Annotated in this window: 30 protein-coding genes; 8 read left to right on the forward strand and 22 right to left on the reverse strand. The window is 66.7% G+C overall.

What is annotated here, in order from left to right; all coding sequences use genetic code 11:
* From purN to purM, 3 genes are all read right to left on the reverse strand, one after another.
* Window positions 1–523: phosphoribosylglycinamide formyltransferase (purN, locus tag CKY51_RS01610; protein ID WP_152248782.1), on the reverse strand; the 523-nt coding region annotated here is incomplete at its 3' end.
* A gap of 6 nt (window positions 524–529) precedes the next feature.
* Window positions 530–988 (reverse strand): hypothetical protein, encoded by a 459-nt coding sequence (locus CKY51_RS01615; RefSeq protein ID WP_022974177.1) that lies wholly within the window; start codon window positions 986–988, stop codon window positions 530–532.
* A gap of 29 nt (window positions 989–1,017) precedes the next feature.
* Window positions 1,018–2,043, reverse strand: coding sequence for a phosphoribosylformylglycinamidine cyclo-ligase (purM, locus tag CKY51_RS01620; RefSeq protein ID WP_031340742.1), 1,026 nt, complete (start codon window positions 2,041–2,043; stop codon window positions 1,018–1,020).
* Window positions 2,044–2,171: 128 nt separating this feature from the next.
* Here purM and CKY51_RS01625 point away from each other — a divergent pair, with 128 nt between their 5' ends.
* From CKY51_RS01625 to hda, 3 genes are read left to right on the forward strand one after another with little or no spacing between them, the layout of a single operon-like run.
* Window positions 2,172–3,284: a DUF2066 domain-containing protein gene (locus CKY51_RS01625; protein WP_152248783.1), complete on the forward strand. Its 1,113-nt coding sequence runs from the start codon at window positions 2,172–2,174 to the stop codon at window positions 3,282–3,284.
* Entirely contained in the window at window positions 3,281–4,447 is a 1,167-nt protein-coding gene (locus CKY51_RS01630; protein WP_022974174.1) for an AI-2E family transporter, read from the forward strand. Before CKY51_RS01625 ends, CKY51_RS01630 begins: the two co-directional genes overlap by 4 nt.
* On the forward strand, window positions 4,444–5,229 hold the full coding sequence (gene hda / locus CKY51_RS01635; protein ID WP_022974173.1) for a DnaA regulatory inactivator Hda: 786 nt from the start codon (window positions 4,444–4,446) through the stop codon (window positions 5,227–5,229). The genes CKY51_RS01630 and hda overlap by 4 nt, the downstream gene beginning before the upstream one ends.
* A gap of 180 nt (window positions 5,230–5,409) precedes the next feature.
* On the opposite strand, the gene murU is transcribed toward hda, so the two are convergent.
* From murU to CKY51_RS01655, 4 genes are all read right to left on the reverse strand, one after another.
* A complete protein-coding gene (gene murU / locus CKY51_RS01640; RefSeq protein ID WP_022974172.1) occupies window positions 5,410–6,159 on the reverse strand; it encodes an N-acetylmuramate alpha-1-phosphate uridylyltransferase MurU in 750 nt (249 codons plus the stop codon).
* On the reverse strand, window positions 6,156–7,166 hold the full coding sequence (locus tag CKY51_RS01645) for an aminoglycoside phosphotransferase family protein (protein WP_022974171.1): 1,011 nt from the start codon (window positions 7,164–7,166) through the stop codon (window positions 6,156–6,158). Before CKY51_RS01645 ends, murU begins: the two co-directional genes overlap by 4 nt.
* Before the next feature lie 46 nt (window positions 7,167–7,212).
* On the reverse strand, window positions 7,213–7,485 hold the full coding sequence (locus tag CKY51_RS01650) for a GlsB/YeaQ/YmgE family stress response membrane protein (protein WP_022974170.1): 273 nt from the start codon (window positions 7,483–7,485) through the stop codon (window positions 7,213–7,215).
* Between the two features lie 271 nt (window positions 7,486–7,756).
* Window positions 7,757–9,250: a M20 family metallopeptidase gene (locus CKY51_RS01655; protein WP_152248784.1), complete on the reverse strand. Its 1,494-nt coding sequence runs from the start codon at window positions 9,248–9,250 to the stop codon at window positions 7,757–7,759.
* A gap of 157 nt (window positions 9,251–9,407) precedes the next feature.
* Here CKY51_RS01655 and CKY51_RS01660 point away from each other — a divergent pair, with 157 nt between their 5' ends.
* Together CKY51_RS01660 and CKY51_RS01665 are read left to right on the forward strand one after the other, a co-directional pair.
* Complete coding sequence (locus tag CKY51_RS01660; RefSeq protein WP_342354106.1) at window positions 9,408–9,782, forward strand: ComEA family DNA-binding protein; 375 nt, start codon at window positions 9,408–9,410, stop codon at window positions 9,780–9,782.
* A 306-nt stretch (window positions 9,783–10,088) separates the two neighbouring features.
* A complete protein-coding gene (locus CKY51_RS01665) occupies window positions 10,089–10,733 on the forward strand; it encodes a HutD/Ves family protein (RefSeq protein WP_022974166.1) in 645 nt (214 codons plus the stop codon).
* 294 nt (window positions 10,734–11,027) lie between these two features.
* On the opposite strand, the gene CKY51_RS01670 is transcribed toward CKY51_RS01665, so the two are convergent.
* From CKY51_RS01670 to CKY51_RS01705, 8 genes are all read right to left on the reverse strand, one after another.
* Complete coding sequence (locus CKY51_RS01670; protein ID WP_031340731.1) at window positions 11,028–12,002, reverse strand: FAD:protein FMN transferase; 975 nt, start codon at window positions 12,000–12,002, stop codon at window positions 11,028–11,030.
* Window positions 12,003–12,326: 324 nt separating this feature from the next.
* A complete protein-coding gene (locus tag CKY51_RS01675; protein ID WP_022974164.1) occupies window positions 12,327–12,659 on the reverse strand; it encodes a non-heme iron oxygenase ferredoxin subunit in 333 nt (110 codons plus the stop codon).
* Window positions 12,656–13,195: a GNAT family N-acetyltransferase gene (locus tag CKY51_RS01680; protein ID WP_022974163.1), complete on the reverse strand. Its 540-nt coding sequence runs from the start codon at window positions 13,193–13,195 to the stop codon at window positions 12,656–12,658. Before CKY51_RS01680 ends, CKY51_RS01675 begins: the two co-directional genes overlap by 4 nt.
* A 123-nt stretch (window positions 13,196–13,318) precedes the next feature.
* The gene (locus CKY51_RS01685) at window positions 13,319–14,563 is read right to left on the reverse strand and encodes a cysteine desulfurase (protein WP_022974162.1); all 1,245 of its coding nucleotides are present in this window, start codon (window positions 14,561–14,563) and stop codon (window positions 13,319–13,321) included.
* A complete protein-coding gene (gene sufD, locus CKY51_RS01690) occupies window positions 14,560–15,819 on the reverse strand; it encodes a Fe-S cluster assembly protein SufD (RefSeq protein WP_022974161.1) in 1,260 nt (419 codons plus the stop codon). Before sufD ends, CKY51_RS01685 begins: the two co-directional genes overlap by 4 nt.
* Window positions 15,819–16,583, reverse strand: coding sequence for a Fe-S cluster assembly ATPase SufC (gene sufC / locus CKY51_RS01695; protein ID WP_152248786.1), 765 nt, complete (start codon window positions 16,581–16,583; stop codon window positions 15,819–15,821). Before sufC ends, sufD begins: the two co-directional genes overlap by 1 nt.
* 100 nt (window positions 16,584–16,683) lie before the next feature.
* Window positions 16,684–18,141: a Fe-S cluster assembly protein SufB gene (gene sufB, locus CKY51_RS01700; RefSeq protein ID WP_152248787.1), complete on the reverse strand. Its 1,458-nt coding sequence runs from the start codon at window positions 18,139–18,141 to the stop codon at window positions 16,684–16,686.
* Window positions 18,142–18,156: 15 nt separating this feature from the next.
* Window positions 18,157–18,615 (reverse strand): SUF system Fe-S cluster assembly regulator, encoded by a 459-nt coding sequence (locus CKY51_RS01705; protein ID WP_022974158.1) that lies wholly within the window; start codon window positions 18,613–18,615, stop codon window positions 18,157–18,159.
* A gap of 173 nt (window positions 18,616–18,788) precedes the next feature.
* Here CKY51_RS01705 and CKY51_RS01710 point away from each other — a divergent pair, with 173 nt between their 5' ends.
* Window positions 18,789–19,256: an SET domain-containing protein gene (locus CKY51_RS01710; protein ID WP_152248788.1), complete on the forward strand. Its 468-nt coding sequence runs from the start codon at window positions 18,789–18,791 to the stop codon at window positions 19,254–19,256.
* A gap of 98 nt (window positions 19,257–19,354) precedes the next feature.
* Window positions 19,355–19,897 (forward strand): type 1 glutamine amidotransferase domain-containing protein, encoded by a 543-nt coding sequence (locus tag CKY51_RS01715; protein ID WP_022974156.1) that lies wholly within the window; start codon window positions 19,355–19,357, stop codon window positions 19,895–19,897.
* Between the two features lie 67 nt (window positions 19,898–19,964).
* Here CKY51_RS01715 and CKY51_RS01720 read toward each other — a convergent pair whose 3' ends face one another.
* From CKY51_RS01720 to CKY51_RS01750, 7 genes are all read right to left on the reverse strand, one after another.
* Window positions 19,965–20,561: a YceB family lipoprotein gene (locus CKY51_RS01720; protein ID WP_022974155.1), complete on the reverse strand. Its 597-nt coding sequence runs from the start codon at window positions 20,559–20,561 to the stop codon at window positions 19,965–19,967.
* 69 nt (window positions 20,562–20,630) lie between these two features.
* Window positions 20,631–20,957: a hypothetical protein gene (locus CKY51_RS01725; RefSeq protein WP_152248791.1), complete on the reverse strand. Its 327-nt coding sequence runs from the start codon at window positions 20,955–20,957 to the stop codon at window positions 20,631–20,633.
* Between the two features lie 277 nt (window positions 20,958–21,234).
* On the reverse strand, window positions 21,235–21,540 hold the full coding sequence (locus tag CKY51_RS01730; RefSeq protein ID WP_022974153.1) for a DUF3861 family protein: 306 nt from the start codon (window positions 21,538–21,540) through the stop codon (window positions 21,235–21,237).
* Window positions 21,541–21,631: 91 nt separating this feature from the next.
* A complete protein-coding gene (locus CKY51_RS01735) occupies window positions 21,632–22,210 on the reverse strand; it encodes a M23 family metallopeptidase (RefSeq protein ID WP_022974152.1) in 579 nt (192 codons plus the stop codon).
* A gap of 137 nt (window positions 22,211–22,347) precedes the next feature.
* Window positions 22,348–22,767 (reverse strand): HU family DNA-binding protein, encoded by a 420-nt coding sequence (locus CKY51_RS01740; protein ID WP_152248790.1) that lies wholly within the window; start codon window positions 22,765–22,767, stop codon window positions 22,348–22,350.
* A gap of 353 nt (window positions 22,768–23,120) precedes the next feature.
* Window positions 23,121–23,999 carry a pyrroline-5-carboxylate reductase gene (proC, locus tag CKY51_RS01745; RefSeq protein ID WP_031340721.1) on the reverse strand — a complete coding sequence of 293 codons (879 nt, stop codon included), beginning with the start codon at window positions 23,997–23,999 and terminating at the stop codon, window positions 23,121–23,123.
* A 51-nt stretch (window positions 24,000–24,050) separates the two neighbouring features.
* Window positions 24,051–24,740, reverse strand: a complete 690-nt coding sequence (locus tag CKY51_RS01750; protein WP_022974149.1) for a YggS family pyridoxal phosphate-dependent enzyme — start codon at window positions 24,738–24,740, stop codon at window positions 24,051–24,053.
* A 201-nt stretch (window positions 24,741–24,941) separates the two neighbouring features.
* Between CKY51_RS01750 and CKY51_RS01755 the strand changes: the two genes are divergently transcribed.
* Window positions 24,942–25,979, forward strand: coding sequence for a type IV pilus twitching motility protein PilT (locus tag CKY51_RS01755; protein ID WP_003489919.1), 1,038 nt, complete (start codon window positions 24,942–24,944; stop codon window positions 25,977–25,979).
* Window positions 25,980–26,132 lie beyond the last annotated feature (153 nt).

Below are 26,132 nucleotides of genomic sequence, written 5' to 3' on the forward strand. Positions count from 1 at the left end.
GCCGAGCGGCATCATCGCCAGCCAGGATGGGCACATGGGCCTGCGCGATCACTGGGCCGGCATCGAGCTCGGGCACGACCAGGTGCACGCTGGCGCCATGTTCGGTATCGCCGGCGTCCAGCGCGCGCGCGTGGGTGTGCAGGCCGCGGTACTTGGGGAGCAGCGAGGGGTGGATGTTGAGCATGCGCCCGGCGAATCGCCGCACCAGCGGCTCGCCGAGGATGCGCATGTAACCGGCGCAGACCACCCAGTCGGGATATGTGGCGGCAATGGCGTCGCCGAGCGCGGCATCGAAGGCGTCGCGGTCGGCGAAACCCTTTGGGCTGGCGCTCCAGCGACGCGCCGGCTCGACTTTCTCCAGCGCCGGTGCCTGCGGACGATCGGAAAATACACCGACCACCTCGGCGGCCAGCGTTCCAGCGGCGATCGCATCCAGGATCGCCTGCAAATTGCTGCCGCGACCGGAGGCCAGCACGGCCAGGCGCAGACGTGGGCGATCGGGCCGCGTGGGCGTCTCGGCCATCGCGACTCAGGCAGCGGTGGTGGAGGTGGCGAACAGCGCCCGCACCTGCGGCCGTAGCAGGACCACCAGTGTGAACACGCCCAACACGGTACCGAACGGCATGAACGAGCAGGACACGCCGGCCACGATCAGGCACAGCAAGTGGCGCCGGCGCTGCGCGATACAGCGACCGGCATAGGCCATGAAGCCGGCCAGGCTCATACCGCAGAGGATGACCCCTGCCGCGAACACCACGAAGAACCAGCCGATCAGCCGTGGGTCCATCTGCGCCGGGTCGTGCCCGGCGGTCTGCATCGGCAGCTTGCCGGTGACGATCGCCAGCCCCATGACCAGATGGATCAGCGGGAACAGCGAAAACAGCCCGGTGATCCCGGCCAGCACGTAATGGAAGATCGACAGCAGCTTGAGCTGCTGCAGATCCTCGCTGCTGGCCGCGGCCACGTGGGCGGGGTGCGGTGCATCCATGCCGGGCTCCTCGTCAGTGTGTCAGTGGGTCAGCCGATCCGCACGCGTTCGTCGCCCTGCGCGGGGACCACTTGCCCGATGCGCCAGTGCGCCAGCGACTGCGCGTCCAGCGCCTGTTCCAGCGCGGCGGCCTGCTCGGGCGCGGCGATCAGCACGAAGCCGATGCCGCAATTGAAGGTGCGCCACAGTTCGGCATCGGCCACGGCGCCTTCGCGTTGCAGCCAGGCGAACACCGGCGGCAGCGGCCAGGACGTGGCGTCGATGTCCAGGCCCAATCCAGCGGGGACGACGCGGATGATGTTCTCGGTCAGCCCGCCACCGGTGATGTGGGCCATGGCATGGATCGCCGGCCCGTGCGCGGCCAGCAGTGCCAGCACCGGTTTGACATACAGCGCGGTCGGCGCCATGAGCGCGTCGATCAGCGTGGTGCCGTCTTCCAGGACATGCTCGGCCGGCGCGCCGGCGCGCTCGTAGATGCGGCGGATCAACGAGTAACCATTGGAATGCGGGCCGGACGAGGCGATGCCGATCAGCACATCGCCAGCGCGCACCTGGGCGCCATCGAGCAATTGCGCCTTTTCCACCGCGCCAACGGTGAAGCCGGCCAGGTCGTACTCGCCCGGCGGATACATGTCGGGCATTTCTGCCGTTTCGCCGCCGATCAGCGCGCAACCGGACAGCTCGCAGCCACGCGCGATGCCGCCCACCACGGCCGCGGCGGTGTCCACGTCCAGCTTGCCGGTGGCGAAATAGTCCAGGAAGAACAGCGGTTCGGCGCCCTGCACCAACACGTCGTTGACGCACATGGCCACCAGGTCGATGCCGATGGTGTCGTGCCGTCCCAGCTGCTGGGCGAGCTTGAGCTTGGTGCCGACGCCATCGGTGCCGGACACCAGCACCGGCTCGCGGTACTTGCCGGAGAGGTCGAACAAGGCACCGAAACCGCCCAGGCCGCCCATCACTTCGGGTCGGAAACTGCGTTTGACCAGCGGCTTGATCCGTTCGACCAGGGCATTGCCGGCATCGATGTCGACGCCCGCGTCGCGGTAGGTCAGGGGCGTGGGAGAAGAAGGCGTTGGGCTGGTCACGGGCGGGGGCGCTCGGCGGTAAAGACAGCGATTTTAGCAGCCACGTTGGCGCTGGCGTCCCATTCGGGCAACAATTCACCCGGATACGCCTAGCAATGGAACCGTCGATGCGCCGCAGTCTCGCTTTCTTTCTCGCCCTGGCGGTTGCCCTCCCGGCGCTGCCGGTGTTCGCCCAGGCGGACCTGCGCACCGAAGGCGACGTCGCCAAGGCGCAAGGGGCCTACGATGCCGAAGTGCCGGTCAACAGCCAGAGCGAGGCCGATCGGCCTGGCGCGCTGGCGCGTGCGCTCGCCGCCGTGCTGGGTAAGGTGTCCGGCGATCGTGGGGTGATGAGCCGCCCGGGCGTCTCGCAGGCCTTGCGCAATGCGCCCAACTACGTGGACGGCTACGACTACCGCCAGGACCAGGGCACCTCGCGCAGCGGCGCGCCGACCTTCCGCACCATGCTGGTGGCGCGCTTCCGCCAGGCCGACGTGGATGGCCTGATCGCTGCGCTGGGCTTGCCGGTATGGCCGCAGCCGCGTCCCAAGCCGGTGCTGTGGCTGGCGATCGATGACGGCAGTGGCCCCCGCCTGGTCGGGGTGGCACAGGCCAATGCGGCGCGCAGCGTGCTGGATCGCGCCCTCGAGCGCGGCTACCGGCTCGGCCTGCCCGGTGGCGCTGCCTCCGAACAGGCGCTGGCCGGTGCGATCTGGCGCAAGGACACCGCAGCGGTGGCACGCGCTTCCGCGCGCTACAGTCCGCCGATGCAGTTGATCGGCAAGCTCTATCGGAGCGGAAGCGGCTGGACTGCCGACTGGGTGTTCGTCGACAACGGTACCGAGCTGGCCAGTTGGAGCACCAGCGACGGCGATGCCCGCCGGGCGATGGCTGGCGGTGCCGACGGCGCTGCCGACGCCTTGGTCAAGCGCTATGCCAAACGGGTGGACACCGGCGTGCCCGGCATCTATCGGGTGGTGATCACCGGCATCGGCAGTGCCGACGACTACCTGCGCGTCTCGGCCGCGCTACAGGGTGTCTCGGTGGTGCGCAGCATCCGTCCGGTCAGCGCCAATGGCGATCGCCTGGAGCTGGACCTGGAACTGCTCACCGGCGTCTCCGGGCTCAACCGGATGCTGGGCGACAACAGTCCCCTGGTGCCGGTCAGTGTGCCGACCGAAGGGCCGGTCATTCTTGAAAACGAGCATGCCGAGTACCGCCTGAAATGACCTTGACGCCCGAAGCCGAAATCGCCCTGTTCCTGCGTCGCCTCAAGTGGGCGGCGGTGATCGTGGGGGTGCTGTGGGTGATCTCGCTGCTGGCGCCGATCCTCACCCCGTTCGTGCTGGCGTTGTTGCTGGCGTGGCTGGGCGACCCGCTGGTGGACCGCATCGAACGTGCCGGTCGTTCGCGCAACGTGGCGGTCACCCTGGTGTTCGTGCTGATGGTGTTGCTGGTGGTACTGGCGTTGATGATCCTGGTGCCGATGATCGAGCGGCAGATCCGCGTGCTGATCGAGGCGCTGCCGCAGATGCGCGACTGGGTGATCGGTACTGCGATTCCCTGGCTGGAACGCAAGACCGGCATCGAGTTGATGGGGTGGCTGGATCCGGAGCGCCTGATCGAATGGATCCGCAGTCACTGGGAGCAGGCCGGCGGGGTGGCGCGTACGTTCTTCGGCTATGTCTCGCGCTCGGGGTTTGCGATGGTGACCTGGGTCATCAACCTGGCGCTGCTGCCGATCCTGGCGTTCTATTTCCTGCGCGACTGGGACCGATTGGTCGAGCGTGTCGCCGCGGTGATCCCGCGTGCCTATATCGGCACGGTCAGCCGGCTGGCGCTGGAATCCAACGACGTGCTCGGCGGCTTCATCCGCGGCCAGTTCCTGGTGATGCTGGCGCTGGGCGCCATCTATGCCACCGGCATGTCCATCATCGGGCTCAATCTGGGCCTGCTGATCGGCATCATCGCCGGCTTGATCAGCTTCATTCCCTACCTGGGCGCCACTACCGGCATCGTGCTGGCGGTGCTGGCGGCGATCGTGCAGGCGCAGGGCCTGGACCTGCAGCTGTTGATCGGGGTGGGCGTGGTGTTCACCGTGGGGCAGTTGCTGGAGAGCTACGTGCTGACCCCGCGCATCGTCGGCGACAAGATCGGCCTGCATCCGGTGGCGGTGATCTTCGCCGTGATGGCTGGCGGCCAGCTGTTCGGCTTCCTCGGCATGTTGCTGGCATTGCCGGTGGCCGCGGTGGCCAACGTGCTGTTGCGCTATGCGCATGAGCGTTACACGCAGAGCGAGCTGTATGCAGGCCAGCGGGCCGGCATCGTGCTGCAGGCCGGCCCCGAGCGCGGCGTGATCATCGACCCCAACCGGGACGCCGATCGCCCGTGAGTGTGCCGCAATTGCCGCTGGCCCTGCGTACGCCTTCCGACCAGCGCCTGGACAGCTACATCGGTGCGCCGGAAGGCGTGATTGCGCAGCTGCGCGCGCTGGCGGTCGGCGCATTTGGCGACTGGCTCTACCTGGCCGGGCCGGCCGGAACCGGCAAGACCCATCTGGCGTTATCGGTCTGCGCAGCGGCCGAACAGGCCGGGCGCAGCGCGGCCTTCCTGCCGCTGCAGGCCGCGGCCGGTCGACTTGGCGATGCGCTGGAGGCACTGGAGGGACGGAGCCTGGTCGCGCTGGATGGGGTGGAAGCCATCGCCGGGCGGCGCGAGGACGAGGTGGCGCTGTTCGATTTCCATAATCGTGCCCGTGCCGCTGGCATCAGCCTGCTCTACACCGCCCAGCAGATGCCCGATGGCCTGGCGCTGGTCCTGCCCGACCTGCGTTCGCGCCTGTCGCAATGCATCCGTCTCGGCTTACCGGTGCTCGACGATGCTGCACGTGCCGAGGTGTTGCGAGACCGCGCCCAGCGGCGCGGCCTGGCGCTGGACGCGGCGGCGATCGATTGGCTGCTGAGCCGTAGCGAACGCGATCTGGCCGGTCTGGTCGCGCTGCTGGATCGACTGGATCGCGCGTCGCTGGCCGCGCAACGTCGGGTGACGGTGCCGTTCTTGCGGCGAGTGCTGGCGGAGCAGGGACTCGGGACTCGGGGTGCAGAGCCGGGACCCGGGACCCGGGACGCAGGGCCGGGACTCGGGACCCGGGACCCGGGACCCGGGAAAAGCTAAGCGCCGGTTTGTGGTGGGATGGCGAGTGGATGTGCCGGCCGCGCCCGCGAGGTCGGATGCATTCGGGTCGCGAGATCAGCCTTTCTCGGGACTCGGGAAAAGCTAAGCGCCGGTTTGTGGTGGATGGCGAGTGGATGCGCTGGCCGCGCGTGCGAGGGCGGATGCATTCCGATCGCGAGATCAGCCTTTCGCGGGTCCCGGGTCCCGGGTCCCGGGTCCCGGCTCTGCTCCATCAGCCTCCACTGCCTCCCGCAACTCCGCCAAACGCTGCGGCGTGCCGACGTCGGTCCAGCGTCCGCGGTGGTGCACACCATGGATGCGGCCGGCGGCCATCTGCGCGCGCAGGATCGGGGCCAGTGGAAACCGCGGTGTGTCGGTGGCGGTCGCTTGCGGTTCGACCCAGTCGCGCCAGTCGTCCAGCAGCGCCGGGCGATAGACGCCGATGCCGGCGTAGGTGTGGGTGGGCGCCGGCCCGGCTTGCAGGCTGCCATCGGGCAGCAGCGCGAAATCCGCATGGCGGGCGTAGTCGGGCGGCTCGACCATGACCAGCTGCGCCAGTCCTGCCGGCTCGGGCGCCAGGCGGGCGAAATCGAAATCGGTCCAGACATCGCCGTTGACCAGCAGGAACGGCGCCGCTCCCAGTAACGGCAGTGCATGCAACATCCCGCCGCCGGTCTCCAGCGGCGTGCTGCCTTCGTAGGAATAGTGCAGCCGCAGGCCGAAGGCGCTGCCATCTCCCAGAACCTGGGGAAACTGCTCGGCCAGCCAGGAGGTGTTGATGACCACGTCCTGCACGCCGAGCGCGGCCAGTTTGCGCAGATGCCAGACGATCAGCGGGGCATCGCCGACCACCAACAAGGGCTTGGGCGTATGAGTCGTCAGTGGCCGCATACGCTCGCCCAGGCCGGCGGCAAAGATCAGCGCCTTCATGCGGAGCCCTGGCGCGCGGCCAGCGCTGGCTTGACCACCGCGTCGAGCAAGTCGATCAACCCGGCCAGCGGTGGATGCCGCGGCAGGACCTCGTCCAGATAGGCGATGAAGCGCGGCACGTTATCCAGATACCAATGCTTGCCGTCGCGGTAGCTCAACCGCGAGAAGATGCCGAGGTTCTTCAAGTGGCGCTGTACGCCCATCCAGTCGGCGTCGCGCAGGAACTGCGGCAGCGGCGGCACCGTGATACCGGCTGCCTGGGCGCGGGCGTGATAGCGCGCCAGCCAGCCGTCCACGCGCGCCAGCGGCCAGCTCACCGAGGTGTCCTTGAACAGGCTGACCGGATCGTAGGCGACCGGCCCGATCACGCAGTCCTGGAAGTCCAGCACCGCTGGTCCATCCGCCACCGGCATCAGGTTGCGCGGCATGAAGTCGCGGTGGGTCAACACCTGCGGCTGCGCCAACGCGTTGTCCATCAGGCGGCGCTGCACCAATTGCAGCTGTTCGGAGCGCGCGCAGTCCAGTTGCACACCCAGATGGCGGCCCAGGAACCACTCCTCGAACAGGCCGGCGTCACGTTGCAGTAGGGCCTCGCCGAAGACCCCGCTGTCAGCTGGCGGCGGAATGCGCTGCAGCAGCAGCAATTGCCCGACCGCTGCATCCAGCAGCGCGTCGGCGTTGTCATCGTCCAGCACCTGGGCCAACGTCGGACCGCCCAGGTCTTCCAACACCAAAAAGCCGGCGTCCAGATCCTGTGCCAGCACCTGCGGCACGCGCACGCCGTGGTCGTCCAGCAACGCGTGCATGCGCAGCCAGGGCGCCACGTTTTCCAGCGCCGGTGGCGCATCCATGACGATCCGCGACGGCCCCTGGCCATGGCTGCGCCAGTAGCTGCGGAAGCCGGCATCGACCGAGGCGCGTTGCAGGCCGGCCTGCGGATCGTCGAGCGCCTGACGCGCCCAGGACAGGCGTTGGAGCTCGCGGATGGAGGATGCGTCTTGGGTCATGTGGACAGGCAAGGCCGGGCAGGGGATGCAGGGAAGTGCATGGCGGTCAGCGATCGGGGCCGCTGAACAAGCGCAGCAGGGCGAGAATGGCGACAGCGCCGAGCAGCGCGCCTAGAAAGCCAGCCGGTTGGCCTGGGCGGTACCAACCCATGTAATGGCCGAACCAGTGGGCGACCATCGCGCCGGCGATGCCGAGCACGATGGTCAGCAGGCACCCCAGTCGCTGCCGCCCCGGCATGATGAAGCGGGCCAGCAGTCCGACCACGAAGCCGACGAGGGCGATATAGAGCCAGCTGTCGCTGCCAAAGAGCGTGTGCATGGGGCATGCCGCAAGGTCGAGGGACCGGCAGACTAGCATTGCCATGCCGCGATCCAGCGTCGGCATGGCGCTGATGGTGAGCGCGATTCAGCGCAGGGCTGCCGAGCGGCAGCGTCGGCGCAAACTCCACTGCGGTTCGCGCCTGCAGGTGCGTCAGTGCATGCCGTAGCGAAGTGCCACAGTGCGGCACTGTCGGCCTGCGGTCCTGACCATAAGCCGAGCGAGGAGCGCAGCATCGGCACCCGCTGCGGCGGGTGCCGACCGCGGCGCCTCAGCAGCAGCCGTGCCCACCATGGCGCGTGCCGCTGTCGGCGGCCACCGGCGAGCCACTGGTCTCGCCGCGCAGACAGGCCGCGTGGTGCTCGGTGATGACCTGCGCCACGCAGGCAGTGACCCGCTTGCCCATCGGGATATGCAGGAACTCATTGGGGCCGTGCGCGTTGGAATGCGGACCGAGCACGCCGGTGATCATGAACTGGGCCCCGGGGAACTTCTCGCCCAGCATGCCCATGAACGGGATCGAGCCGCCTTCGCCCATGTACATCGCCGGCTTGCCGAAGAAGTTACGGCTGGCGTCGTCGATGGCTTTTTCCAGCCACGGCGCCATGCCCGGCGCATTCCAGCCCGATGACGCTTTCTCCAGTTCCAGGCTGACCTGGGCGCCGTTGGGCGCATCGCGCAACAGCGCCTGCTTGAGCAGCTCCCCGCAGGCCTTGCCGTCGGCAGTCGGCGGCAGCCGCAGCGACAGCTTCACCGCCGTCTGCGGACGCAGCACGTTGCCGGCCGAGGCCAGAGGCGGCAGGCCGTCGGCGCCGGTCACCGACAGCGCCGGCCGCCAGGTGCGATTCAGCACCAGCTCGGTCAGGTCCTCGTGCATCGGTACCAGGCCCTCGACCAACGGGAATTTGTCGAAAATGGCCGTGTCCAGCGTGGCCGCTGCGCTGCGCGCCTGCGCCAACCGCTCGGCCGGGATCTCCACATGCAGGCCATCCAGCAGGATGCGTCCGCTGGTTTCGTCCTCGATCCGCGACAGCAACTGACGCAGCAGCCGAAAGCTCGACGGCACCACGCCCGAAGCGTCGCCCGAATGCACGCCTTCCTCGAGGACCTTCACGGTCAGGTTGCCGCCGGTCAGGCCGCGCAGCGAAGTGGTGCACCACAGCTGCTCGTAGTTGCCGCAGCCCGAATCCAGGCAGACCACCAACGACGGTTTGCCGATCCGCTCGGCCAGATGGTCCACATAGGCCGGCAGATCGTAGCTGCCCGATTCCTCGCAGGCCTCGATCAACACCACGCAGCGGGCGTGCGGTAGGCCTTGTGCGCGCAGCGCCAGGATGGCCGCCAGCGAACCGAACAGGGCATAGCCATCGTCGGCGCCGCCCCGACCGTAGAGCTTGTCGCCGCGCAGCACCGGCGTCCACGGCCCCAGGTCGGCGTCCCAGCCGGTCATCTCCGGCTGCTTGTCCAGATGGCCGTACAGCAGCACGGTGTCATCGCCCGACTCGGTGCCGGTGGCTGGGATCTCGATGAAGATCAGCGGGGTGCGGCCGTCCAGCCGCACCACCTCGACCTGCATGCCGTCGATGGTCTGGCCACGTGCCCAGTCCTCCATCAGGCGCACGGCCTGGTCCATGTAGCCGTGCGCGACCCAATCGGTATCGAACATCGGCGACTTGTTGGGAATGCGGATGTAATCGACCAGTTGCGGGACGATCTCGCGGTCCCAGGTGTCGCTGACGAATTGGTCGATCTTGGCGCTGTCCATGAAGGCTCCAAAGGGATGTCTTAAACGTCCATTCTACGCCCCGCGTCCCGGGTAGGACTTTTCCTACAAGGTGGCGCGCAGTTCACCGGCTGTGTGAACCGAACCCGGGCGATAGGATATGTGCATGTGGCGCGGGACACTGGCTTGGCCGGCAGGAATGCTGGCAGGACCAACCACCCAAGCCACAAGGAGTGTTGCAATGAAGTCATTTACCGTAGTCCTGAAGTCCCTGCTACTGGCGTTGCTGTTGTCCTCGAACGCGTATGCGCTCGATAAGGTCGATATCAACACCGCGTCTGCTGAGGAATTGGACAAGGTGCTGGTGAACGTCGGGCGATCAAAAGCCGAGGCAATCGTCGAGCACCGTCAGGCGAACGGTCCCTTCAAAAGCGTCGAGGAACTGGCGCTGGTCAAGGGCATCGGACTCAAGACGGTCGAACGGAATCGAGACCTGATCGAAGTGGGCGCCACGATGGCTCCCGCCAAGAAGGCTGCCAGGGCGGCGGCGGTGAAACCGGTGGGACGGCGCTGAGGGGAAAGGATCCGAAATACGGTTCGACGCCTGGACGCGTGGCCGCAACCTAACTGGACAGGATGTCTGGGGGATGGCTGGAAGCCGACACGGATGTGAAATCGCCCGGTGTTGCACTTGGACGTGCAGCCGGGCGTTTTTCGTTGGATCCGCGCCGTCGGCGACGTGTTATGCGTCGACGCGCCTGGGATCGCCGATGTGACGACGGAGAGGCGGGCCGCTGCTTGCGCTTGCTTGCTGTCAGCCGGACGTGTGTCCCGCTCGCCGTTGGCGAGAGCGGACGCGCGCTTCGGGCACAATGGCTGCATGTCACTGACCGACCTGAGCAGCCGAGTCATCCCGGCCATCGAGTATCGACGCGAGCGCTGGCGCAACCAGTTGGGCTGGACACGCGAGATTTTGCGGGTCGGCGATCCGCAGGACTGGCTGCTGCGGCTGTCGATCGCCGAGGTCGAGCAGGATGCGGCGTTTTCCGCCTTCCCTGGCATCGAACGAGAGCTGGTGCTGCTGCGCGGCAACGGCATGCGCCTGGCATTCGACGATGGGCGCGTGGTCGATCTATTGCCGCCTCACCAGCGCATACGCTTTGCCGGCGAGCAAGGCGTCCAGGCGAGCTTGCTCGACGGACCGACCCAGGATTTCAACCTGATGTGGCGACGCGGCGTCCTGCATGCCGAGCTGCTGCATCGGCCCCTGGTCGGCACCATGCTGTTCTTCGCCGAGCCTGGTGCCGCCTGGGCGATCCACCTCTTGGCCGGCCAGGCCAGCTTCGGTGCCGCCAGCGGCCTACCGCCATTGGCGGCAGGCGACACCGCCTGGCTGAGTGCGACCAGCCGTCACCGCTATGTGCTCGATGGGGGCGGCGAGCTGTTGGCGATTCGGATCACCGATCCGCAGCTCGACCGCGGCAGCGATGCGAGCGTGCACTACCAGGAGGGGAGAGAACGCTGACTGCCGCTGCGGCCTTGGCGGGACCGATGCGCATCGGTTGCGCTGGATTCAACCCGGCGTGTCGTCGCCAGTCCGGCGACCGGGTGCACGCAGGGAGCCGCGCATCGACAGTCGTGACAGTTCGCCGCGGGCTGATCCGGCAAGGGCCGTCAATCGCAGAGCGTGAGACGCAAGCGCCGGAGTCGTCGTGCAGGCGTCCGCCAGTTAGCGAACGCTTGGCCAGGGCCAACAGGATGGTGGCGAAGCCGAGGCTTGGTGGACAGACGTGCACGCGCAGACAGGCAGGCGCGCCAATCACGCAGTCGCCAGACGGTGCTCGAAGGCAGGACTCATGACCTCGTGCAAGGTGCCGCTTCGGCGCAGCAGGAAGCGCACTGCCAGGTCGGCATCGCGCGCATAGGCCAGTCCGGCCTCGGCGCCGAGCACGGTCATCGCCGTCGCCCAGGCATCGGCATGCATTGCATCTTCGGCCAGCACTGTGACCGCCGCCGGCGCATCCAGCAGCGGCGCACCCGTGCGCGGATCGATGGTGTGCGCATAGCGTTGGCCATCGACGTCGAAGTGATGCCAACGGTCGCCGGAGGTGGCAATCGCCGCGCCGTTCAATGTCAGCACGCGCGTCGGCAGTGCAGCGCCATCCTCCTCGTCGGGTGTCGATTCCACCAGGACGCGCCAGCCACTTCCATCGGGTTTGCGACCATAACCGAACAGTTCGCCTCCGACGTCGATCAAGGCGCAGGTCACATCTGCCTGTCGCAGTGCATGGCGCACGCAGTCCACGCCGAAGCCCTTGGCGATCGCGGACAGGTCCAGCACCAGGCCACCGGGCTGTTGCAGCTGTCCATCCTGCAATTGCAGCCGTTGCCAACCGCAGCGTTGCCGTGCCTGGGCGATCTGCGTGGCGGTCGGAACCTGGCGACGCCTACCGGTAGCGCCGAAGCCCCATAGGTCGACCATCGCCCCGACGGTGGGATCGAAAGCCCCTGCGCTGGCGCGGGCGACGGCCAGCGCAGCGCGCAACACGGTGTGGAGCTCTTCTGGCAGTCGGGACCAATGACCGGCGGGAGCGCGGTTGTAACGGCTGATGTCCGAGTTGGCATCCCAGGAACTCATCTGCGCAACCACTCGGTCCAGCGCCGCCTGGATGCGTGCCTGCAGTTCCTGCAGGTGCCGCGTGCGCGGCACCACCAGCTTCACGCTCCAGGCAGTGCCCATGCTGCGGCCACGAAGGGTGGACACTGTTTGATCTGAAGAGGGCATTGGGTTCATGAGCGGCGGTTGCAATGCGTGCAGCGGGCAGCGTCGCTGGCGACGTGGGCCTGCGCAGGCGCCCAATGGTGGCATGGGTGGGCGTACCCGCCACGGCGGCAAGTCATCCGGCTTGCGCCCGCGCAGAGCACGGCCTCTCGCACGCTGCGGGGCTCATCCGCACGCGCTGCGCCCCGCTCGATTCATCAACCTGGCGAGTGGGGCGGACGCACGCAGCCTGTTTGTCCTCCGGATGTGAGGACCACATCGGCCGTCGTGGCCGAGCCCGATGCGAGGCCGTGGGGTGGCCCGCTGCGGATTGCCCAGGGCGGCAGCGGTGCACCCTCAGCGGTCGTCGCGTGTCCAGATGCCGCCGTCGGCGTCCCGCTTCACTGGGAACTTGGCGACCGGCGAATACGCCGGTGCACAGAGCGCACGGCCGTCGCGGATGTCGAAGCGCGCGCCGTGCAACTGGCATTCGATCGTGCCGGCGGTGGCGTCGAAGCTGCCGGGCGACAGTTCATAGTCTTCGTGGCTACAGCGGTCTTCCAGTGCGAACACCTCGCCATCGAGGTTGAACACGACGATCGGCGCGTCGGTCACCGCGTCCCATACGGTCTGCAGCTCGCCGGGCAGCAAGGCGGAGCCAGAACAGACGAAGGTCCAGGTCTCGCTCATGCCGGCTCGCCCCACAAGGGCTTTTCCAGCACCTCGAAGCGCAGGTCATCGCGCAGCGGAATGCCAAAGCGTGCATCGCCGTACGGGAAGGGCTTGAGGATGCCAGTGCGGCGATAGCCGCGGCGCTCGTAGAAGGCGACCAGCTCGTGGCGGATGTCGATGACGGTCATGCGCATCACCGGCAGGCCCCACACGCCGTGCACGATCCGCTCGGCTTCGGCCAGCAGCAGCTTGCCCAAGCCGCTGCCCTGGGCGGTCGGATCGACCGCGAACATGCCGAAATAGCCGGCGCCATGGTCGTCGGCGATATGCGCGCAGGCGCGCAACTGGCCATCCTGCTCGACCAGCAGCACTAGGCTGCGGTCGCGCAGCAGATCCTGCCGCAGCACCTCTGGATCGATGCGCGCGCCGTCCAGGAAGTCGGCTTCGGTGGTCCAGCCCACCCGGCTGGTATCGCCGCGGTAGGCCGAGGTCACCAGGGCAACGAGGGCGTCGATGTCCTCGACGGTAGCGGTGCGGAAGGTCGTGGTGTGCATCGGGGGATTATGCCGGAGAGAGGCGGGGTCCCGGGACCCGGGACCCGGAAGATCAAAAGCCGTCGTTCGCTGATCCAAGGATGTCAGCCATGCAATCTCCGTTTCTGGAGGAGATAGGGCGCCTCACCCCAACAGCTTGCGCACCTTCAGCAGTGCTTCCACGAAGCGCTCGATCTCCGCGTGCGTGTTGTAGAACGCCAGTGATGCCCGGCAGGTCGCGGCCACGCCGAAATACTGCAGCAAGGGGTGCGCGCAATGCTGGCCCGAGCGCACGGCCACGCCTTCCAGGTCGAGCAGGGTGGCCAGGTCGTGTGCATGTGCGCCCTCGACCAGGAACGACACCACTGCCGCCTTGTCGGGCGTGGTGCCGAAGATGCGCAGGCCGTCGATGCGCTGTAACTCCTCGGTCAGATGCGCCAGCAATGTGGCTTCGCGCGCTTCGATGTGCTCCAGCCCAATCGCTTGCAGATAGTCCACTGCCGCACCCAGGCCGACGAAGCCGGCGATATTGGGCGTACCAGCCTCGAACTTGTGCGGCCCGTCGTTGAAGACCGTCCCTTCGAAGCTGACTTCCTTGATCATCTCGCCACCGCCAAGGAACGGTGGCATCGCCTGCAGATGTTCGCGGCGCGCCCATAGCGCACCGGTGCCGGTCGGCCCACACATCTTGTGTCCGGTGATCGCATAGAAGTCGCAGCCGATGGCGGCGATATCGATGCGCCGATGCGGCGCAGCCTGCGACCCGTCGACCACACTGACGATGCCGCGCTTGCGTGCCTCGCGGCAGATCTCACGCACCGGGTTGACCGTACCCAGCACGTTGGAGACATGGGTCACCGCCAGCAGCTTGACCTGCGGCGTCATCGCCTTGCGCAGTGCATCCAGGTCCAATGCGCCGTCGGAGGTGATCTCCGCCACCTGGATGCGTGCGCCGGTGCGCTCGGCGACCAGCTGCCACGGCACGATATTGGCGTGGTGCTCCATGCGCGAAACCAGGATCACATCGCCCGGCGCCAGCCGTGGCAGCGCCCAGGAATAGGCCACCAGATTGAGCGCGAAGGTGGTGCCGCTGCACAGCACCAGCTCGTCGGCACGCACGTTCAGCAGCTGCGCGAGCTTGCCGCGCGCGCCTTCATAGGCGTCGGTGGCCTCGGTTCCCAACGCATGCACGGCGCGGCTGACATTGGCGTTCTGACGCCGGTAGAAGGCATCGGTCGCGGCGATCACCGGCAGCGGTTTCTGGCCGGTATTGGCGTTGTCGAAATAGATCAGCGGCTTGTCGTGGACCTGGCGCAGCAACAACGGGAAATCGCTGCGGACGCGTTCCCAATCTGGCGCGGTGGTCGTGGTCGGCCGGGGAGCGCTCATGCCACGCCTGCCGAATTCAATGCGCGATCGAGCTGGATTGCCAGCAGATCGACCAGCGGCGAGCCGAGAGCGCGCAGTGGTTCATGGCAGAACGCTGCGCTGAGCAGACGTTGCGCCTGTTCGGCCGGCAGTCCACGCGAACGCAGGTAGAACAGCGCGTTGTCGTCGAGTTGGCCCACGGTGGCGCCGTGCGCGGCCTGGACCTCGTCGGCGTCGATCACCAACACCGGCTGGGTATCGATCTCGGCATTGGCCGACAGCAGCAGATTCTTGTTGGACAGGCGCGCATCGGTGCCATCGGCGCCCGCACGGATATGGATGCCGCCGTGGAAGACGAGTCGGCTGCGATCGGCGCCGACGCCGCGCCAAAGCAACTCGCAGGCAGTGTCGCGCGCGATGTGCTCGATGCCCAGACGAGTATCGACATGGCGCCGGCCGTTGCCCAACAGCACGCCATTGGCCAGTAACCGGGCGTGATCGCCCTCCAGTCGCACGTTGAGCTCGTGCCGCGACAGTCCGGCGCCCAGTTCCAGATCGACCCGCTGATAGTGCGCATTGCGCGCCAGCACTGCGTCCGTGCGCAGCAGGGTGGTGGCGCGAACTCCGTCGCCCTGCACGCGTGCGTGCGACAGCGTCGCCTCCTGTGACAGGTGCACATGCATCACGCCATTGCTCAGATGCGCGGCATCGCCGATCGACAGATGGTGCTCGACCACCTGCAGACTCGCGCCGGCACGCAGTTCGATCAGGTGGCGATGGTGCCAGGCTAGATCCTGCTCGCCGGCCACCCCGACAAAGACCAACTGCAGCGGCAGATCGATCCTTGCGCCATCATCGACGCGTACCACGACGCCTTCGTCAGCGAGTGCGGCGTTCAAGCGAGCAAAGACCGCATCGTTGCCGTCGAACCGACGACCCAGCAGTTGCCAGGCCGAATCGCTGGTCTGCAGCGTCGACAACGCCTGCACCTGCACGCCGTCGGCCAAGCCAGACAGATCGCTCAGCGCCGACGACGGCCGACCGTTGACGAAGACCAGCCGTGGCGCCGGAATCTCGTCCAGCGCCGCGGCATCGACCAGGGTCGGCACCAGCGGTGCGGGCCGGAAACTGCGCCGCTCCAGCTGGCGCAATGAGGTGTACTTCCAGGCCTCCGCACGCGGGCCGGGCAGGCCGGCCTGCAGGGCCGCATCGAGCTCGGCACGCCGCGCATCGCTGCCGCAGAAGCCTTGGGCCAGGGATTCCAGCAGGGCGTTCATCAGGCGGCCGCCTCCGGCACCACCCGATCCTTGAGGAAGTGATAGCCGTGCTGCTCCAGCTCTAGCGCCAGTTCTGGACCGCCGCTCTGCACGATCTTGCCGTCGGCGAGCACGTGCACCACATCGGGCTTGATGTAGTCGAGCAGGCGCTGGTAGTGGGTGATCACCAGGAAAGAGCGCTCCGGCGAGCGCAACGCGTTGACGCCATCGGCGACGCTCTTGAGCGCGTCGATGTCCAGGCCGGAGTCGGTTTCATCGAGGATCGCCAGCTTCGGTTCCAGGACCGCCAGCTGGAAGATTTCGTTGCGCTTCTTCTCGCCGCCCGAGAAGCCTTCATTGACGCCACGATGCAGCAATTCATCCTTCAGGTGCAGCACCGCGAGCTTTTGCCGGACCAGCTTGAGGAACTGCATGGAGTCCAGCTCTTCTTCGCCGCGCGCCTTGCGCTGGGCGTTGAGTGCTGCGCGCAGGAAATAGGTGTTGTTGACCCCGGGAATCTCCACCGGGTACTGGAACGCCAGGAACAGGCCGGCGGCGGCGCGCGCCTCTGGCTCCAGTGCCAGCAAATCCTGGCCCTCGAACCGGACGCTGCCGGTGCCGACCTCATAGCCGTCGCGGCCGGCGAGCACATTGCCGAGGGTGGATTTGCCGGCGCCGTTGGGGCCCATGATGGCGTGGACCTGGCCAGGCTGGATCTCCAGCGACAGGCCCTTGAGGATGTCCTTGCCGGCAATGCTGGCGTGCAGGTTGTTGATGGTAAGCATGGAGTGGCTTCTCGAAGAGAGAGTGATGAGCAGAGGGAGCGGGACGGCAATCAGCGGGATCTGGCCGATCCCGCACGATGCGCAATCCCTGCAGGCAGCGTCAGCCGACGCTGCCTTCCAGCGAGACTTCCAGCAGCTTCTTGGCTTCCACTGCGAATTCCATCGGCAGCTCGCGGAACACCTGTTTGCAGAAACCATCGACGATCAGCGACACCGCGTCTTCCTGGCTGATGCCACGCGCACGGCAATAGAACAGCTGGTCGTCGCTGATCTTGGAGGTGGTGGCCTCGTGCTCGACGGTGGCGCCAGGATTCTTCACCTCGATGTAGGGGAAGGTGTGCGCGCCGCATTGCTTGCCGATCAGCAGCGAGTCGCACTGGGTGTAATTACGCGCGCCATCGGCATTGCGATCCACCTTGACCAGGCCGCGATAGGTATTCTGGCCGCGCCCGGCACTGATGCCCTTGCTGACGATCTTGCTCTTGGTACGCTTGCCGACATGGATCATCTTGGTGCCGGTGTCGGCCTGCTGGCGATGGTGGGTCAGTGCCACCGAGTGGAACTCGCCGACCGAGTCGTCGCCCAGCAGCACGCAGGAGGGGTACTTCCAGGTGATCGCCGAGCCGGTTTCGACCTGGGTCCAGGTGACCTTGCTACGGGCGCCGCGGCATTCGGCACGCTTGGTGACGAAGTTATAAATGCCGCCGCGGCCTTCCTCGTCGCCCGGGTACCAGTTCTGCACGGTCGAATACTTGATTTCCGCATCTTCCAGCGCCACCAGCTCGACCACCGCCGCATGCAGCTGGTTCTCGTCGCGCATCGGTGCGGTGCAGCCTTCCAGATAGGAGACGTAGGCGCGATCCTCGCAGATGATCAAGGTGCGCTCGAACTGGCCGGTGTGGCCGGCATTGATGCGGAAATAGGTGCTCAACTCCATCGGGCAACGCACGCCCTTGGGAATGAACACGAAGCTGCCGTCGGAGAACACCGCCGAGTTGAGCGCGGCGAAGTAATTGTCGCCGACCGGCACCACGCTACCCAGATACTGTTTGACCAGCTCGGGGTGCTCCTTGATGGCTTCGGACATCGAGCAGAAGATCACGCCTTTTTCGGCCAGCTCCTTGCGGAAGGTGGTGCCCACCGACACCGAGTCGAACACCGCATCGACTGCCACGCCGGCCAGCTTGGCCCGCTCGTGCAACGGCACGCCCAGCTTGTCGTAGGTGTCCAGCAGCTCCTTCGGCACTTCGTCCAGCGAGGCATACTTCGGGCCCTTGGGCGCGGAGTAATAGCTGAGCGCCTGGAAGTCGATCGGCGCGATCTGCAGCTTGGCCCATTCGGGCATCGGCATCTTCAGCCAGTGCCGATAGGCGTCCAGGCGCCAGTCGGTCATCCACTGCGGCTCGTCCTTCTTGGCCGACAGGGCACGAATGATGTCCTCGTCCAGTCCGGGCGGGAGCGAGTCGGACTCGATCTCGGTGATGAAGCCGGCGTCGTAGCGTCGGCCCAGGCGTTCGAGGATCTCGGCGTTCTGCGGGGGGGCAAGTTCGGTGGCCATCGGGCTGCCTACAGGTCAGGTGGTCGCGACGCGCGCGGCAATGGAACGCCGCCGGCTGTCGCCAGGAAGGGAGAGGGGGTGCAGCATCTGCGCCAGAGTGACGCCGCGCAGGGCGTCGGCGACCACGTCGTTGATCAGTCGCCAGTTGGAGCGCACTCCGCACTGATGGGCGATCCCGCACTGGCTGTGGTCCTGGCTGCACTCGGTGATCGCCAGCGGGCCTTCCATGGCCTCGACGATGTCGATCAAGGTAATGCCGCTGGCCGCACGTGCCAGCCGGTAGCCGCCGTGGACGCCGCGCAGGCCTTCGACCAGTCCGGCTTGCGACAGTGGCTTGAGGATCTTGCTCACCGTCGGTGCTTCCAGGCCGGCCTGCTCGGCCAATTCGCTGGCGCTCAACACCTGGCCGCTGCGTGCGGCCAGCACCGTCAATACGACGGTGGCGTAATCGGTGAGTTTGGTGACGCGCAGCATGGCAAGGCACACGACTCTAAAGCGGACCGAAATTGTACGCTTTTACGCCGCGCAGGCCAACCGACCTGGTTCAGGCGGCGGCAAGGCGGTGTTCTCGCTGTGGCCTGGCCGCTTGTGCTTGGCGCCCGCCTGCGCTGCCGTCACAATGGGCAGCCCCCTTACTGGACCCCTTCATGTCGCGCAAGATTGCCGCCCGCAAGTCACGTATTCACGGCAATGGCGTGTTCGCCGTCGCAGACATCGGCAAGGGCGAGCGCATCGTCCAATACAAGGGCCGGGTGCGCACGCATGCCGAGGTCGACGCCGACGACAGTGGCGACACCGAGAGTGGACACACCTTCTTGTTCACGCTCAGCGATCAATATGTGATCGATGCCAACTACGAGGGCAATGTCGCGCGCTGGATCAACCACAGCTGCAATCCCAACTGCGAGGCGGTGCTGGAAGAGGCCGAGGGCGATGATCGCAGCAAGGACAAGGTGTTCATCGAGGCCAAGCGCGCGATCAAGCCGGGGCAGGAGCTGACTTACAACTACGGCATCACCCTGGCCGAGCGGCACACCGCGCGGATGAAGAAGATCTGGGAATGCCGCTGCGGTTCCAAGAACTGCACCGGTACGATGCTGCAGCCCAAGCGCTGAGCGCGCGTGTCGTGACGCCGCGCCGACATCGATTCACCGGCGCGCAACGTCGGCGCACCTAGGGTGCTGACTCCTTCGCAAACCCGAGGAGTCCTCCCATGAATCACGCACTGTCCGGCAAGACGGTTGCCATGCTCGCGACCAATGGTTTTGAGCAGTCCGAATTGCAGGAGCCCAAGCGGCTGCTGGAATCCTGGGGTGCCAAGGTCGACGTGATCGCGCCTGGCGAGGATGCGCAGATCCGCGGCTGGAATCACACCGACTGGGGCGATTCGGTCCCGGTCGATCGGCGTCTCAGCCAGGCCGCTCCGGACCAATACGATGCACTCGTGCTGCCGGGCGGGGTCATCAACCCGGATCACCTGCGCACCGATGCACAGGCAATCGCGTTCATCCGTGCGGTCGCCGATGCCGGCAAGCCCGTGGCGGCCATCTGCCACGGGCCCTGGTTATTGGTAGAGAGCGGCCTGGTGCGTGACCGCGAAGTCACCTCGTGGCCTTCGGTCAAGACCGATCTGCGCAATGCCGGCGGCCGCTGGCGCGATGCCGAGGTGGTGGTGGATGGTCCATTGATCACCAGCCGCAAGCCCGACGACATCCCGGCTTTCAGCGAAGCTGTGGCCAAGGCGCTGACTGCCTGATGCGCAAGGCACGGACGGCGTTTGGCGCTGTCCGTGCCGCGTGCGTCGGCAAGCGCGCTCCGTTGTCTCAGCTTCCGGAACGCGCCGATGACGGCACCAGCTGTTCGATGTCCTGATTGAAGGTCACCGCCACTCGGCCATCCTGCACGGCAACCGACTGCACTTGTACCGCGCCGAGGACAGCGGCGATCTTCGGGTCGATGCGGTAGATCGGCTCCTTGCGCGCATAGTCGGCAAGCCAGGCATTGAGGAGCTGGCGCGTGCTGTGATCGAGCCGCGCGCCGGCATTGACCGGCCGGAAGTCGTCGATGGTGGGTTGATCCAGATAGAAGCCTTGCTTGGCAGTGTCATAGCGCAAGCCGCTGGTCAAGGTCACATTGCCTAGCGGAGCCGGAGCGCCGCCTGCGCTACCGACCGCCAGATCGAACGCCATCTTCAGTCGATCACCTGGTGGCAGCGACAACTTGGGATCGCTGACCGTCAGTGCGATCAGTCCACCGAGCGCGTCATGCGTCTGTGGGAAATGGCCGCCGAGATACTGCTGCACATCCTCGGCTTGGACGCTGATCTGATGACCCTGGATGCGCGGTGCTGCCAGCGACGTCCCGGCAGGGAGTGCCAACGCAAGGGCCAGCAAGGGAACGGCGAGCGAACGCAGGATCATAGCCACACTCCGACAAGGGATACCGCCATCGTTGGCCGATGCCGGTGAACCACGGGTTAGCGCGTGACGCTAGCGCAACTGCGGGTGCAGGCTGGCCGAATAGATTTCCCAGTTGGCATCGCCGCTAGCAGCGCGGGTCTGCAGGCGGTAGGCGCCGCTGAACGATTCGATGCCGGCACGCGTGCGCACGGTAACGCGCAGCGGCACCTCGATGCGCTGCGGTGGAGTGTTGGTGTCCAGCGCCACGGGTGGGTCGGTGTCGATCCGCAGCGACTGGATGTCCTGCAAGCTGCGCAGCACTGCATCGTCGGGCACCGGCGCCGGTCGGCCACCGGTCCAGAGTGCATCGGCGGCAGCGCGATCGGCGCCGGGTAGCGCGCCGATGTACCGATGCAGGGTGGAGACCGCTTCGACGAAGCCGCTGGAGCGCGCCGCTGCCTCGGCGTTGGTCGTCGGCGTTGCGACTGCTGACGTCGCCGCGGTGGCGGCCGCCGCGGGCCTGGTGGAGCTGGCCTGTTGCGTTGCGGGCGCTGTGGTGTCCTCAGCGGGAGGGCGCTGGCCACTGCAGCCGGCCAATAGCACGCTCCCCAGCAGCAGTTGCCATCCCCGCATCACCATCGCTCCGCTGATCGAAGCCAGCAGTGTACCGGGACCTTGCATCGCCAAGGAGCGCTCAGCGGGATGGTGGATGCACGCGTTGCAGGCGATCGAGCAGGTCCTGCAGGCGCGGCCGCAAGGCTTCCAGGGCGTGGCTGGGCTGCGCGCGTGGGCGAGCGGCCAGGTTCTCGAGCAGTTGCGCGCCGACGGTCAGCGCGGCGCACTCGTCGCTGCTCAGGTCACGGCGTTGGTGCAACTCTTCGAACAGGCGCATCCAATCGGCGCCGGAGCGCTGCTCGAATTCGAGGGTGCAGCGATCGCTGCAGGGGTGACCGTCGCTTTCGATCGGCGTGATCGTGATGCGGTAGCGTCGTCTGGGCATGGTGGTCGCAGTGATCTTGGGCTGACTCCACCATAGGTGCTACGCATGGGGAGCTCGATAGCGCGGGCCATGACGCAGTGTTCCAGACCATCTACGGCGCCTGCGCAGGCGCGTCTTTGCGAAGTAATGGCAGTGGATCGTACGCACCGTTGCGTCCATAGATGCCGTAATGCAGATGCGGCGGGGTGCCGCGAGCGTTGCCGGTCGTGCCGACCGCGCCCAGCGGCGTGCCGGGCTCGACCACGGCGCCGACCTGCAGGCCCGGTGCCCAGTCGTCCAGGTGCGCATAGTAATGCCGTTGCATTGCCGGCCCCACGACCCACACCTGCTTACCGCCCAAGCCGCGATCGCCGATGGCGCTGACCACCCCACGCGTGGCGGCCAGGACCGGGGTGCCGCGTGGCGCGAAGATGTCCACACCTTGATGGCTGCGGTCGCGTCCGCGTGGTGCGCCGAAGGTATCGGCGATGCGACGTGCCTGCACGCCTTCCACCGGGACCGCAACCTGCGTGGGTGGGGGCAGCCGTGCCAACTCCCATGTCGTGCGCAGTTGCAGGGCCATCGGCGATAGCCAGACATAGCGCGCGGCCACCAGCAGGGCGCACACCAGGGCGAGCGAGACCAGTAGGCGGCGCAGGCGACGGGCAGGGCTGGCGGTGGATGTGGTCACACCTTGACCTCCGTGCGAAGAGGTCAGCCTAGCCTCGTAGCGATGAGCACCGTGTCTTTCGCGCGCGCATGTCCGGTGACGTGCGCAAAAAAAAAGACGGCCCGAAGGCCGTCTCGATGATGCGCTTGAAGAATCGCTTACAGCGCAGCGTCCTTCAACTTCTTCAGCACGCGAGCCTTGAACTTGAAGCCTGCCGGCTTGGCGGCAAAGATCTGCTCTTCCTTGGTGAAGGGGTTGATGCCCTTGCGCTTCGGCTTGGCCGGCACGTGCACGGTGGTCAGCTTGACCATGCCCGGCAGGGTGAAGGTGCCGACGCCCTTCTTGTTGAGCGAGGCGTGCACAGCACCTTCCAGCGCTGCCAGCACGGCGCGCACGTCCTTCGGGGCCAGCTGAGTGGTTTCGGCGATGTGCGCGACCAGGCCGGTCTTGCTCAGCGCTTCCTTCAGCGGCTTCGGCGCGGCCGGCTTGGCTGCCTTGGCCGGCTTCGCGGTCTTGGCGGCGGCGACCTTTTTCACTGCCTTCTTGGGGGCAGCCTTCTTAGCGGCGGTTTTTGCCATGGGTTTCTATTCCGTGATCGTTGGTGGTTTGGGTCTGCCGACCCAGTCGGCAACGCGAAATGTAGGGCAACTGTCGCGCTGCGCCAATAGGTAATCGACGAAAAGACGCGAAAAAAACGCTCTGCACCGGGGTTTCGTTCACCACGGGACGAAAAAAGCGCGATTGCGGGCGCCGCCGGACACGTCGTGCTGCCTTCTCACAGGGTGCTGGCGAACACCATCAGGGTGCCGATGCGCGTGTGGCATGTGCGGTATCGGCGTGCGCAGCCGCACGCGCGCGCGTTTTTTCCGCCACGCGAGCGGCGCGCGGACCAGTAGGATGCACCCGCTCATGTGGCCGGTGATGTGGATGCTCAGTGATCGGCGGGTGCGGCCGGTACGTCGTTGGCCGCCGACAGGCTGCGGCCGCGTTCGGTCGCCGCGGCGATCGCACGCGCCGTCAGCGCCTCCAGTCCGCCAGCCTGAAAACACGTGATCGCCGCTTGGGTGGTGCCATTGGGCGAGGTGACGCGGCGACGCAGCACCTCCGGTGCTTCGCCCGATTCGGTCAGCATCCGTGCCGCACCCAGCAGGGTGTGCAGCACCAGCGTGCGCGCAGTCTCTGCGGGCAGCCCTTGCGCATGTCCGGCTGCCTCCATCGCTTCGGCCAGCAGGAACACATAGGCAGGGCCGCTGCCGGACACCGCGGTCACCGCGTCCATCTGCGCCTCGTCGTCGATCGCCACCACCACCCCGGCACTTTCCAGCAGGCCAGTGGCCAGCGCACGCTGGTCCGCGCTCACCCGCGTATTGGCATACAGGCCGGTCACGCCGGCGCCGAGCAGGGCGGGCGTATTGGGCATGCAGCGAACCACCGCGACACTGCCGCCGCACCAACGCTCCAGTTGCGCGGCAGTGATGCCGGCGGCGATGGAGACCAGCAAGGGCTTTTCGGCCTGTACGCGCGTGGCCAGTTGTTGGCAGATCGCCGGCATCACCTGCGGCTTGACCGCCAGCACCCAGGTAGTGGCGCCATCCACGGCCGACAGCGCGTCCTCGCAACAGTGCACGCCAAAATCGCTGGTGAGCGATTGCCGCAACGCGGCGATCGGTTCTGCCACGTGGATACGGTCGGGAGACTGGCCCTTGCGGATCAGCCCGGCGATCAGGCTACGCGCCATGTTGCCGCCGCCGATGAAGGCGATCGTCGCGGGCTCGATGGGGCGGAGGGAAGCAGAGGAAGAAGGAGACATCGCAGCAGCCTCGGGCAGGGCAGAGGGACGGACGGGAACGGCGTGGATGCGTCAGGACGATATCGGTGCCGCTGCACGCTGGCCGAACAAGGCGGTGCCGATGCGCACCATGGTGGCGCCGGCGGCGATCGCTTCGGCGAAGTCGCCGCTCATGCCCATCGACAAGGTATCGATGCCGGGTCGCTGCGATTGCAGGGTCGCGAACAGCGCCTGCATGCGGCAGAACGCAGCCTGGCGGCGCGCCAGCTCGGGGAACGGGGCCGGAATGGCCATCAGCCCACGCAGCCGCAAGCGGGGCTGTGCGGCAATCGCCGCGGCCAGGGCGTCGATCGCTTCGGGGTGGCAGCCATGCTTGCTGTCCTCGTCGTCGATGTTGACCTGGATCAGCACGTTGAGCGGGCCGCGCTCGGCGGGGCGATGGCGTGCCAACAGCGGCACCAGCTTGGCGCGGTCCAGCGTCTGTACCCAGTCGAAGCAGCGGCTGGCGAGCTCGGCTTTGTTGGATTGCAGGTGGCCGATCAGGTGCCACTCCAGTCCCAGCGACTGCAGGGCGGCGATCTTGGCCTCGGCTTCCTGCACGTAATTCTCGCCGAAGGCATGCTGGCCCTGGGCTGCCAACGCCGCGACCGCTGCCGCTGGCTGGGTCTTGGAGACGGCGAGCAGGCGGACGTCCTGGCTGGCGTGGGCAGGCGTGGCCGCCTGGATGATGGTGAGGATTTGCTGCAGGGGCGAGGCCGACACGTGCGGCTCCGGATAGAGAAGGAGGGCTATAGTGCCGCCGCCGCCGTCCTGCTGCCAGCGATGGCCATCGCCAGGGCGCTGCCTGCCGGTGTTCAGGCGCGCGCGCCAGTGTCGGGAGCAGCCCGCTTCCCGCCAGCGGCCGGGGCGCTATACTGCCGGCGGGGACCCACTTCCAATCGCAGCCTAGGGGAAAAGCAGCGTATGGATATCGCTGAATTACTGGCGTTTTCCGTCAAGAACAAAGCATCGGACCTGCATCTGTCGGCCGGCTTGCCGCCGATGATCCGCGTCGATGGCGATGTCCGTCGCATCAACATCCCGGCCCTGGACCATAAGCAGGTCCACGCGCTGGTCTACGACATCATGTCCGACAAGCAGCGGCGCGACTACGAGGAGTTCCTCGAGGTCGATTTCTCGTTCGAGATCCCGTCGCTGGCACGTTTCCGCGTCAATGCGTTCAACCAGAACCGCGGCGCAGGTGCGGTGTTCCGGACGATTCCGTCCGAAGTGCTGACGCTGGAGGATCTGGGCTGCCCGCCGATCTTCCGCCAGCTGATCGACCAGCCGCAGGGGCTGATCCTGGTCACCGGGCCGACCGGTTCGGGCAAGTCGACCACGCTCGCCGGCATGATCGACTACATCAACAAGAACGAATACGGCCATATCCTCACGGTCGAGGATCCGATCGAATTCGTGCATACCTCGCAAAAGTGTCTGATCAATCAGCGCGAGGTCCACCGCGATACCCACGGCTTCAACGAGGCGCTGCGCTCGGCGCTGCGCGAAGATCCCGACATCATCCTGGTCGGCGAGTTGCGCGACCTGGAGACCATCCGCCTGGCGCTGACCGCCGCGGAAACCGGTCACCTGGTGTTCGGCACCTTGCATACCAGTTCGGCGGCCAAGACCATCGACCGCATCATCGACGTGTTCCCGGCTGGCGAAAAGCCGATGGTGCGCTCGATGTTGTCCGAGTCGCTGCGCGCGGTGATTTCGCAGGCGCTGTTGAAGAAGGTCGGCGGCGGACGTACCGCAGCGTGGGAGATCATGGTCGGCACCCCGGCGATCCGCAACCTGATCCGCGAGGACAAGGTGGCGCAGATGTATTCGTCAATCCAGACCGGTCAGCAATACGGCATGCAGACGCTGGACCAACATTTGCAGGACCTGGTCAAGCGCAGCCTGATCACCCGCAACCAGGCGCGCGAGTACGCCAAGGACAAGCGCATCTTCGAGTGAAGCGGGACCGGGGCCCGGGACCCGGGACCCGGTGAAGCGGCAGCGATGCACTGTGATTTTTCATAAGATTGGGCCGGAGCGGGGTGCGGGGCGTGGGAACGGTGGCAGCCGCGGCTGTTCCGGGTCCCGTGGCCTGTGTCTCGGGGCCTGGAG

It is taken from the genome of Xanthomonas maliensis (assembly GCF_009192945.1).
GTDB classification, from domain to species: domain Bacteria; phylum Pseudomonadota; class Gammaproteobacteria; order Xanthomonadales; family Xanthomonadaceae; genus Xanthomonas; species Xanthomonas maliensis.

Excerpts from the sequence above, each read along its gene's own strand:
- CKY51_RS01615 (WP_022974177.1), bottom strand. The coding sequence starts at position 988 with ATGGATGCACCGCACCCCGCCCACGTGGCCGCGGCCAGCAGCGAGGAT.
- CKY51_RS01625 (WP_152248783.1), top strand. The coding sequence starts at position 2,172 with ATGGAACCGTCGATGCGCCGCAGTCTCGCTTTCTTTCTCGCCCTGGCG.
- CKY51_RS01630 (WP_022974174.1), top strand. The coding sequence starts at position 3,281 with ATGACCTTGACGCCCGAAGCCGAAATCGCCCTGTTCCTGCGTCGCCTC.
- murU (WP_022974172.1), bottom strand. The coding sequence starts at position 6,159 with ATGAAGGCGCTGATCTTTGCCGCCGGCCTGGGCGAGCGTATGCGGCCA.
- CKY51_RS01645 (WP_022974171.1), bottom strand. The coding sequence starts at position 7,166 with ATGACCCAAGACGCATCCTCCATCCGCGAGCTCCAACGCCTGTCCTGG.
- CKY51_RS01650 (WP_022974170.1), bottom strand. The coding sequence starts at position 7,485 with ATGCACACGCTCTTTGGCAGCGACAGCTGGCTCTATATCGCCCTCGTC.
- CKY51_RS01655 (WP_152248784.1), bottom strand. The coding sequence starts at position 9,250 with ATGGACAGCGCCAAGATCGACCAATTCGTCAGCGACACCTGGGACCGC.
- CKY51_RS01660 (WP_342354106.1), top strand. The coding sequence starts at position 9,408 with ATGCTGGCAGGACCAACCACCCAAGCCACAAGGAGTGTTGCAATGAAG.
- CKY51_RS01665 (WP_022974166.1), top strand. The coding sequence starts at position 10,089 with ATGTCACTGACCGACCTGAGCAGCCGAGTCATCCCGGCCATCGAGTAT.
- CKY51_RS01670 (WP_031340731.1), bottom strand. The coding sequence starts at position 12,002 with ATGAACCCAATGCCCTCTTCAGATCAAACAGTGTCCACCCTTCGTGGC.
- CKY51_RS01675 (WP_022974164.1), bottom strand. The coding sequence starts at position 12,659 with ATGAGCGAGACCTGGACCTTCGTCTGTTCTGGCTCCGCCTTGCTGCCC.
- CKY51_RS01680 (WP_022974163.1), bottom strand. The coding sequence starts at position 13,195 with ATGCACACCACGACCTTCCGCACCGCTACCGTCGAGGACATCGACGCC.
- CKY51_RS01685 (WP_022974162.1), bottom strand. The coding sequence starts at position 14,563 with ATGAGCGCTCCCCGGCCGACCACGACCACCGCGCCAGATTGGGAACGC.
- sufD (WP_022974161.1), bottom strand. The coding sequence starts at position 15,819 with ATGAACGCCCTGCTGGAATCCCTGGCCCAAGGCTTCTGCGGCAGCGAT.
- sufC (WP_152248786.1), bottom strand. The coding sequence starts at position 16,583 with ATGCTTACCATCAACAACCTGCACGCCAGCATTGCCGGCAAGGACATC.
- sufB (WP_152248787.1), bottom strand. The coding sequence starts at position 18,141 with ATGGCCACCGAACTTGCCCCCCCGCAGAACGCCGAGATCCTCGAACGC.
- CKY51_RS01705 (WP_022974158.1), bottom strand. The coding sequence starts at position 18,615 with ATGCTGCGCGTCACCAAACTCACCGATTACGCCACCGTCGTATTGACG.
- CKY51_RS01710 (WP_152248788.1), top strand. The coding sequence starts at position 18,789 with ATGTCGCGCAAGATTGCCGCCCGCAAGTCACGTATTCACGGCAATGGC.
- CKY51_RS01715 (WP_022974156.1), top strand. The coding sequence starts at position 19,355 with ATGAATCACGCACTGTCCGGCAAGACGGTTGCCATGCTCGCGACCAAT.
- CKY51_RS01720 (WP_022974155.1), bottom strand. The coding sequence starts at position 20,561 with ATGATCCTGCGTTCGCTCGCCGTTCCCTTGCTGGCCCTTGCGTTGGCA.
- CKY51_RS01730 (WP_022974153.1), bottom strand. The coding sequence starts at position 21,540 with ATGCCCAGACGACGCTACCGCATCACGATCACGCCGATCGAAAGCGAC.
- CKY51_RS01740 (WP_152248790.1), bottom strand. The coding sequence starts at position 22,767 with ATGGCAAAAACCGCCGCTAAGAAGGCTGCCCCCAAGAAGGCAGTGAAA.
- proC (WP_031340721.1), bottom strand. The coding sequence starts at position 23,999 with ATGTCTCCTTCTTCCTCTGCTTCCCTCCGCCCCATCGAGCCCGCGACG.
- CKY51_RS01755 (WP_003489919.1), top strand. The coding sequence starts at position 24,942 with ATGGATATCGCTGAATTACTGGCGTTTTCCGTCAAGAACAAAGCATCG.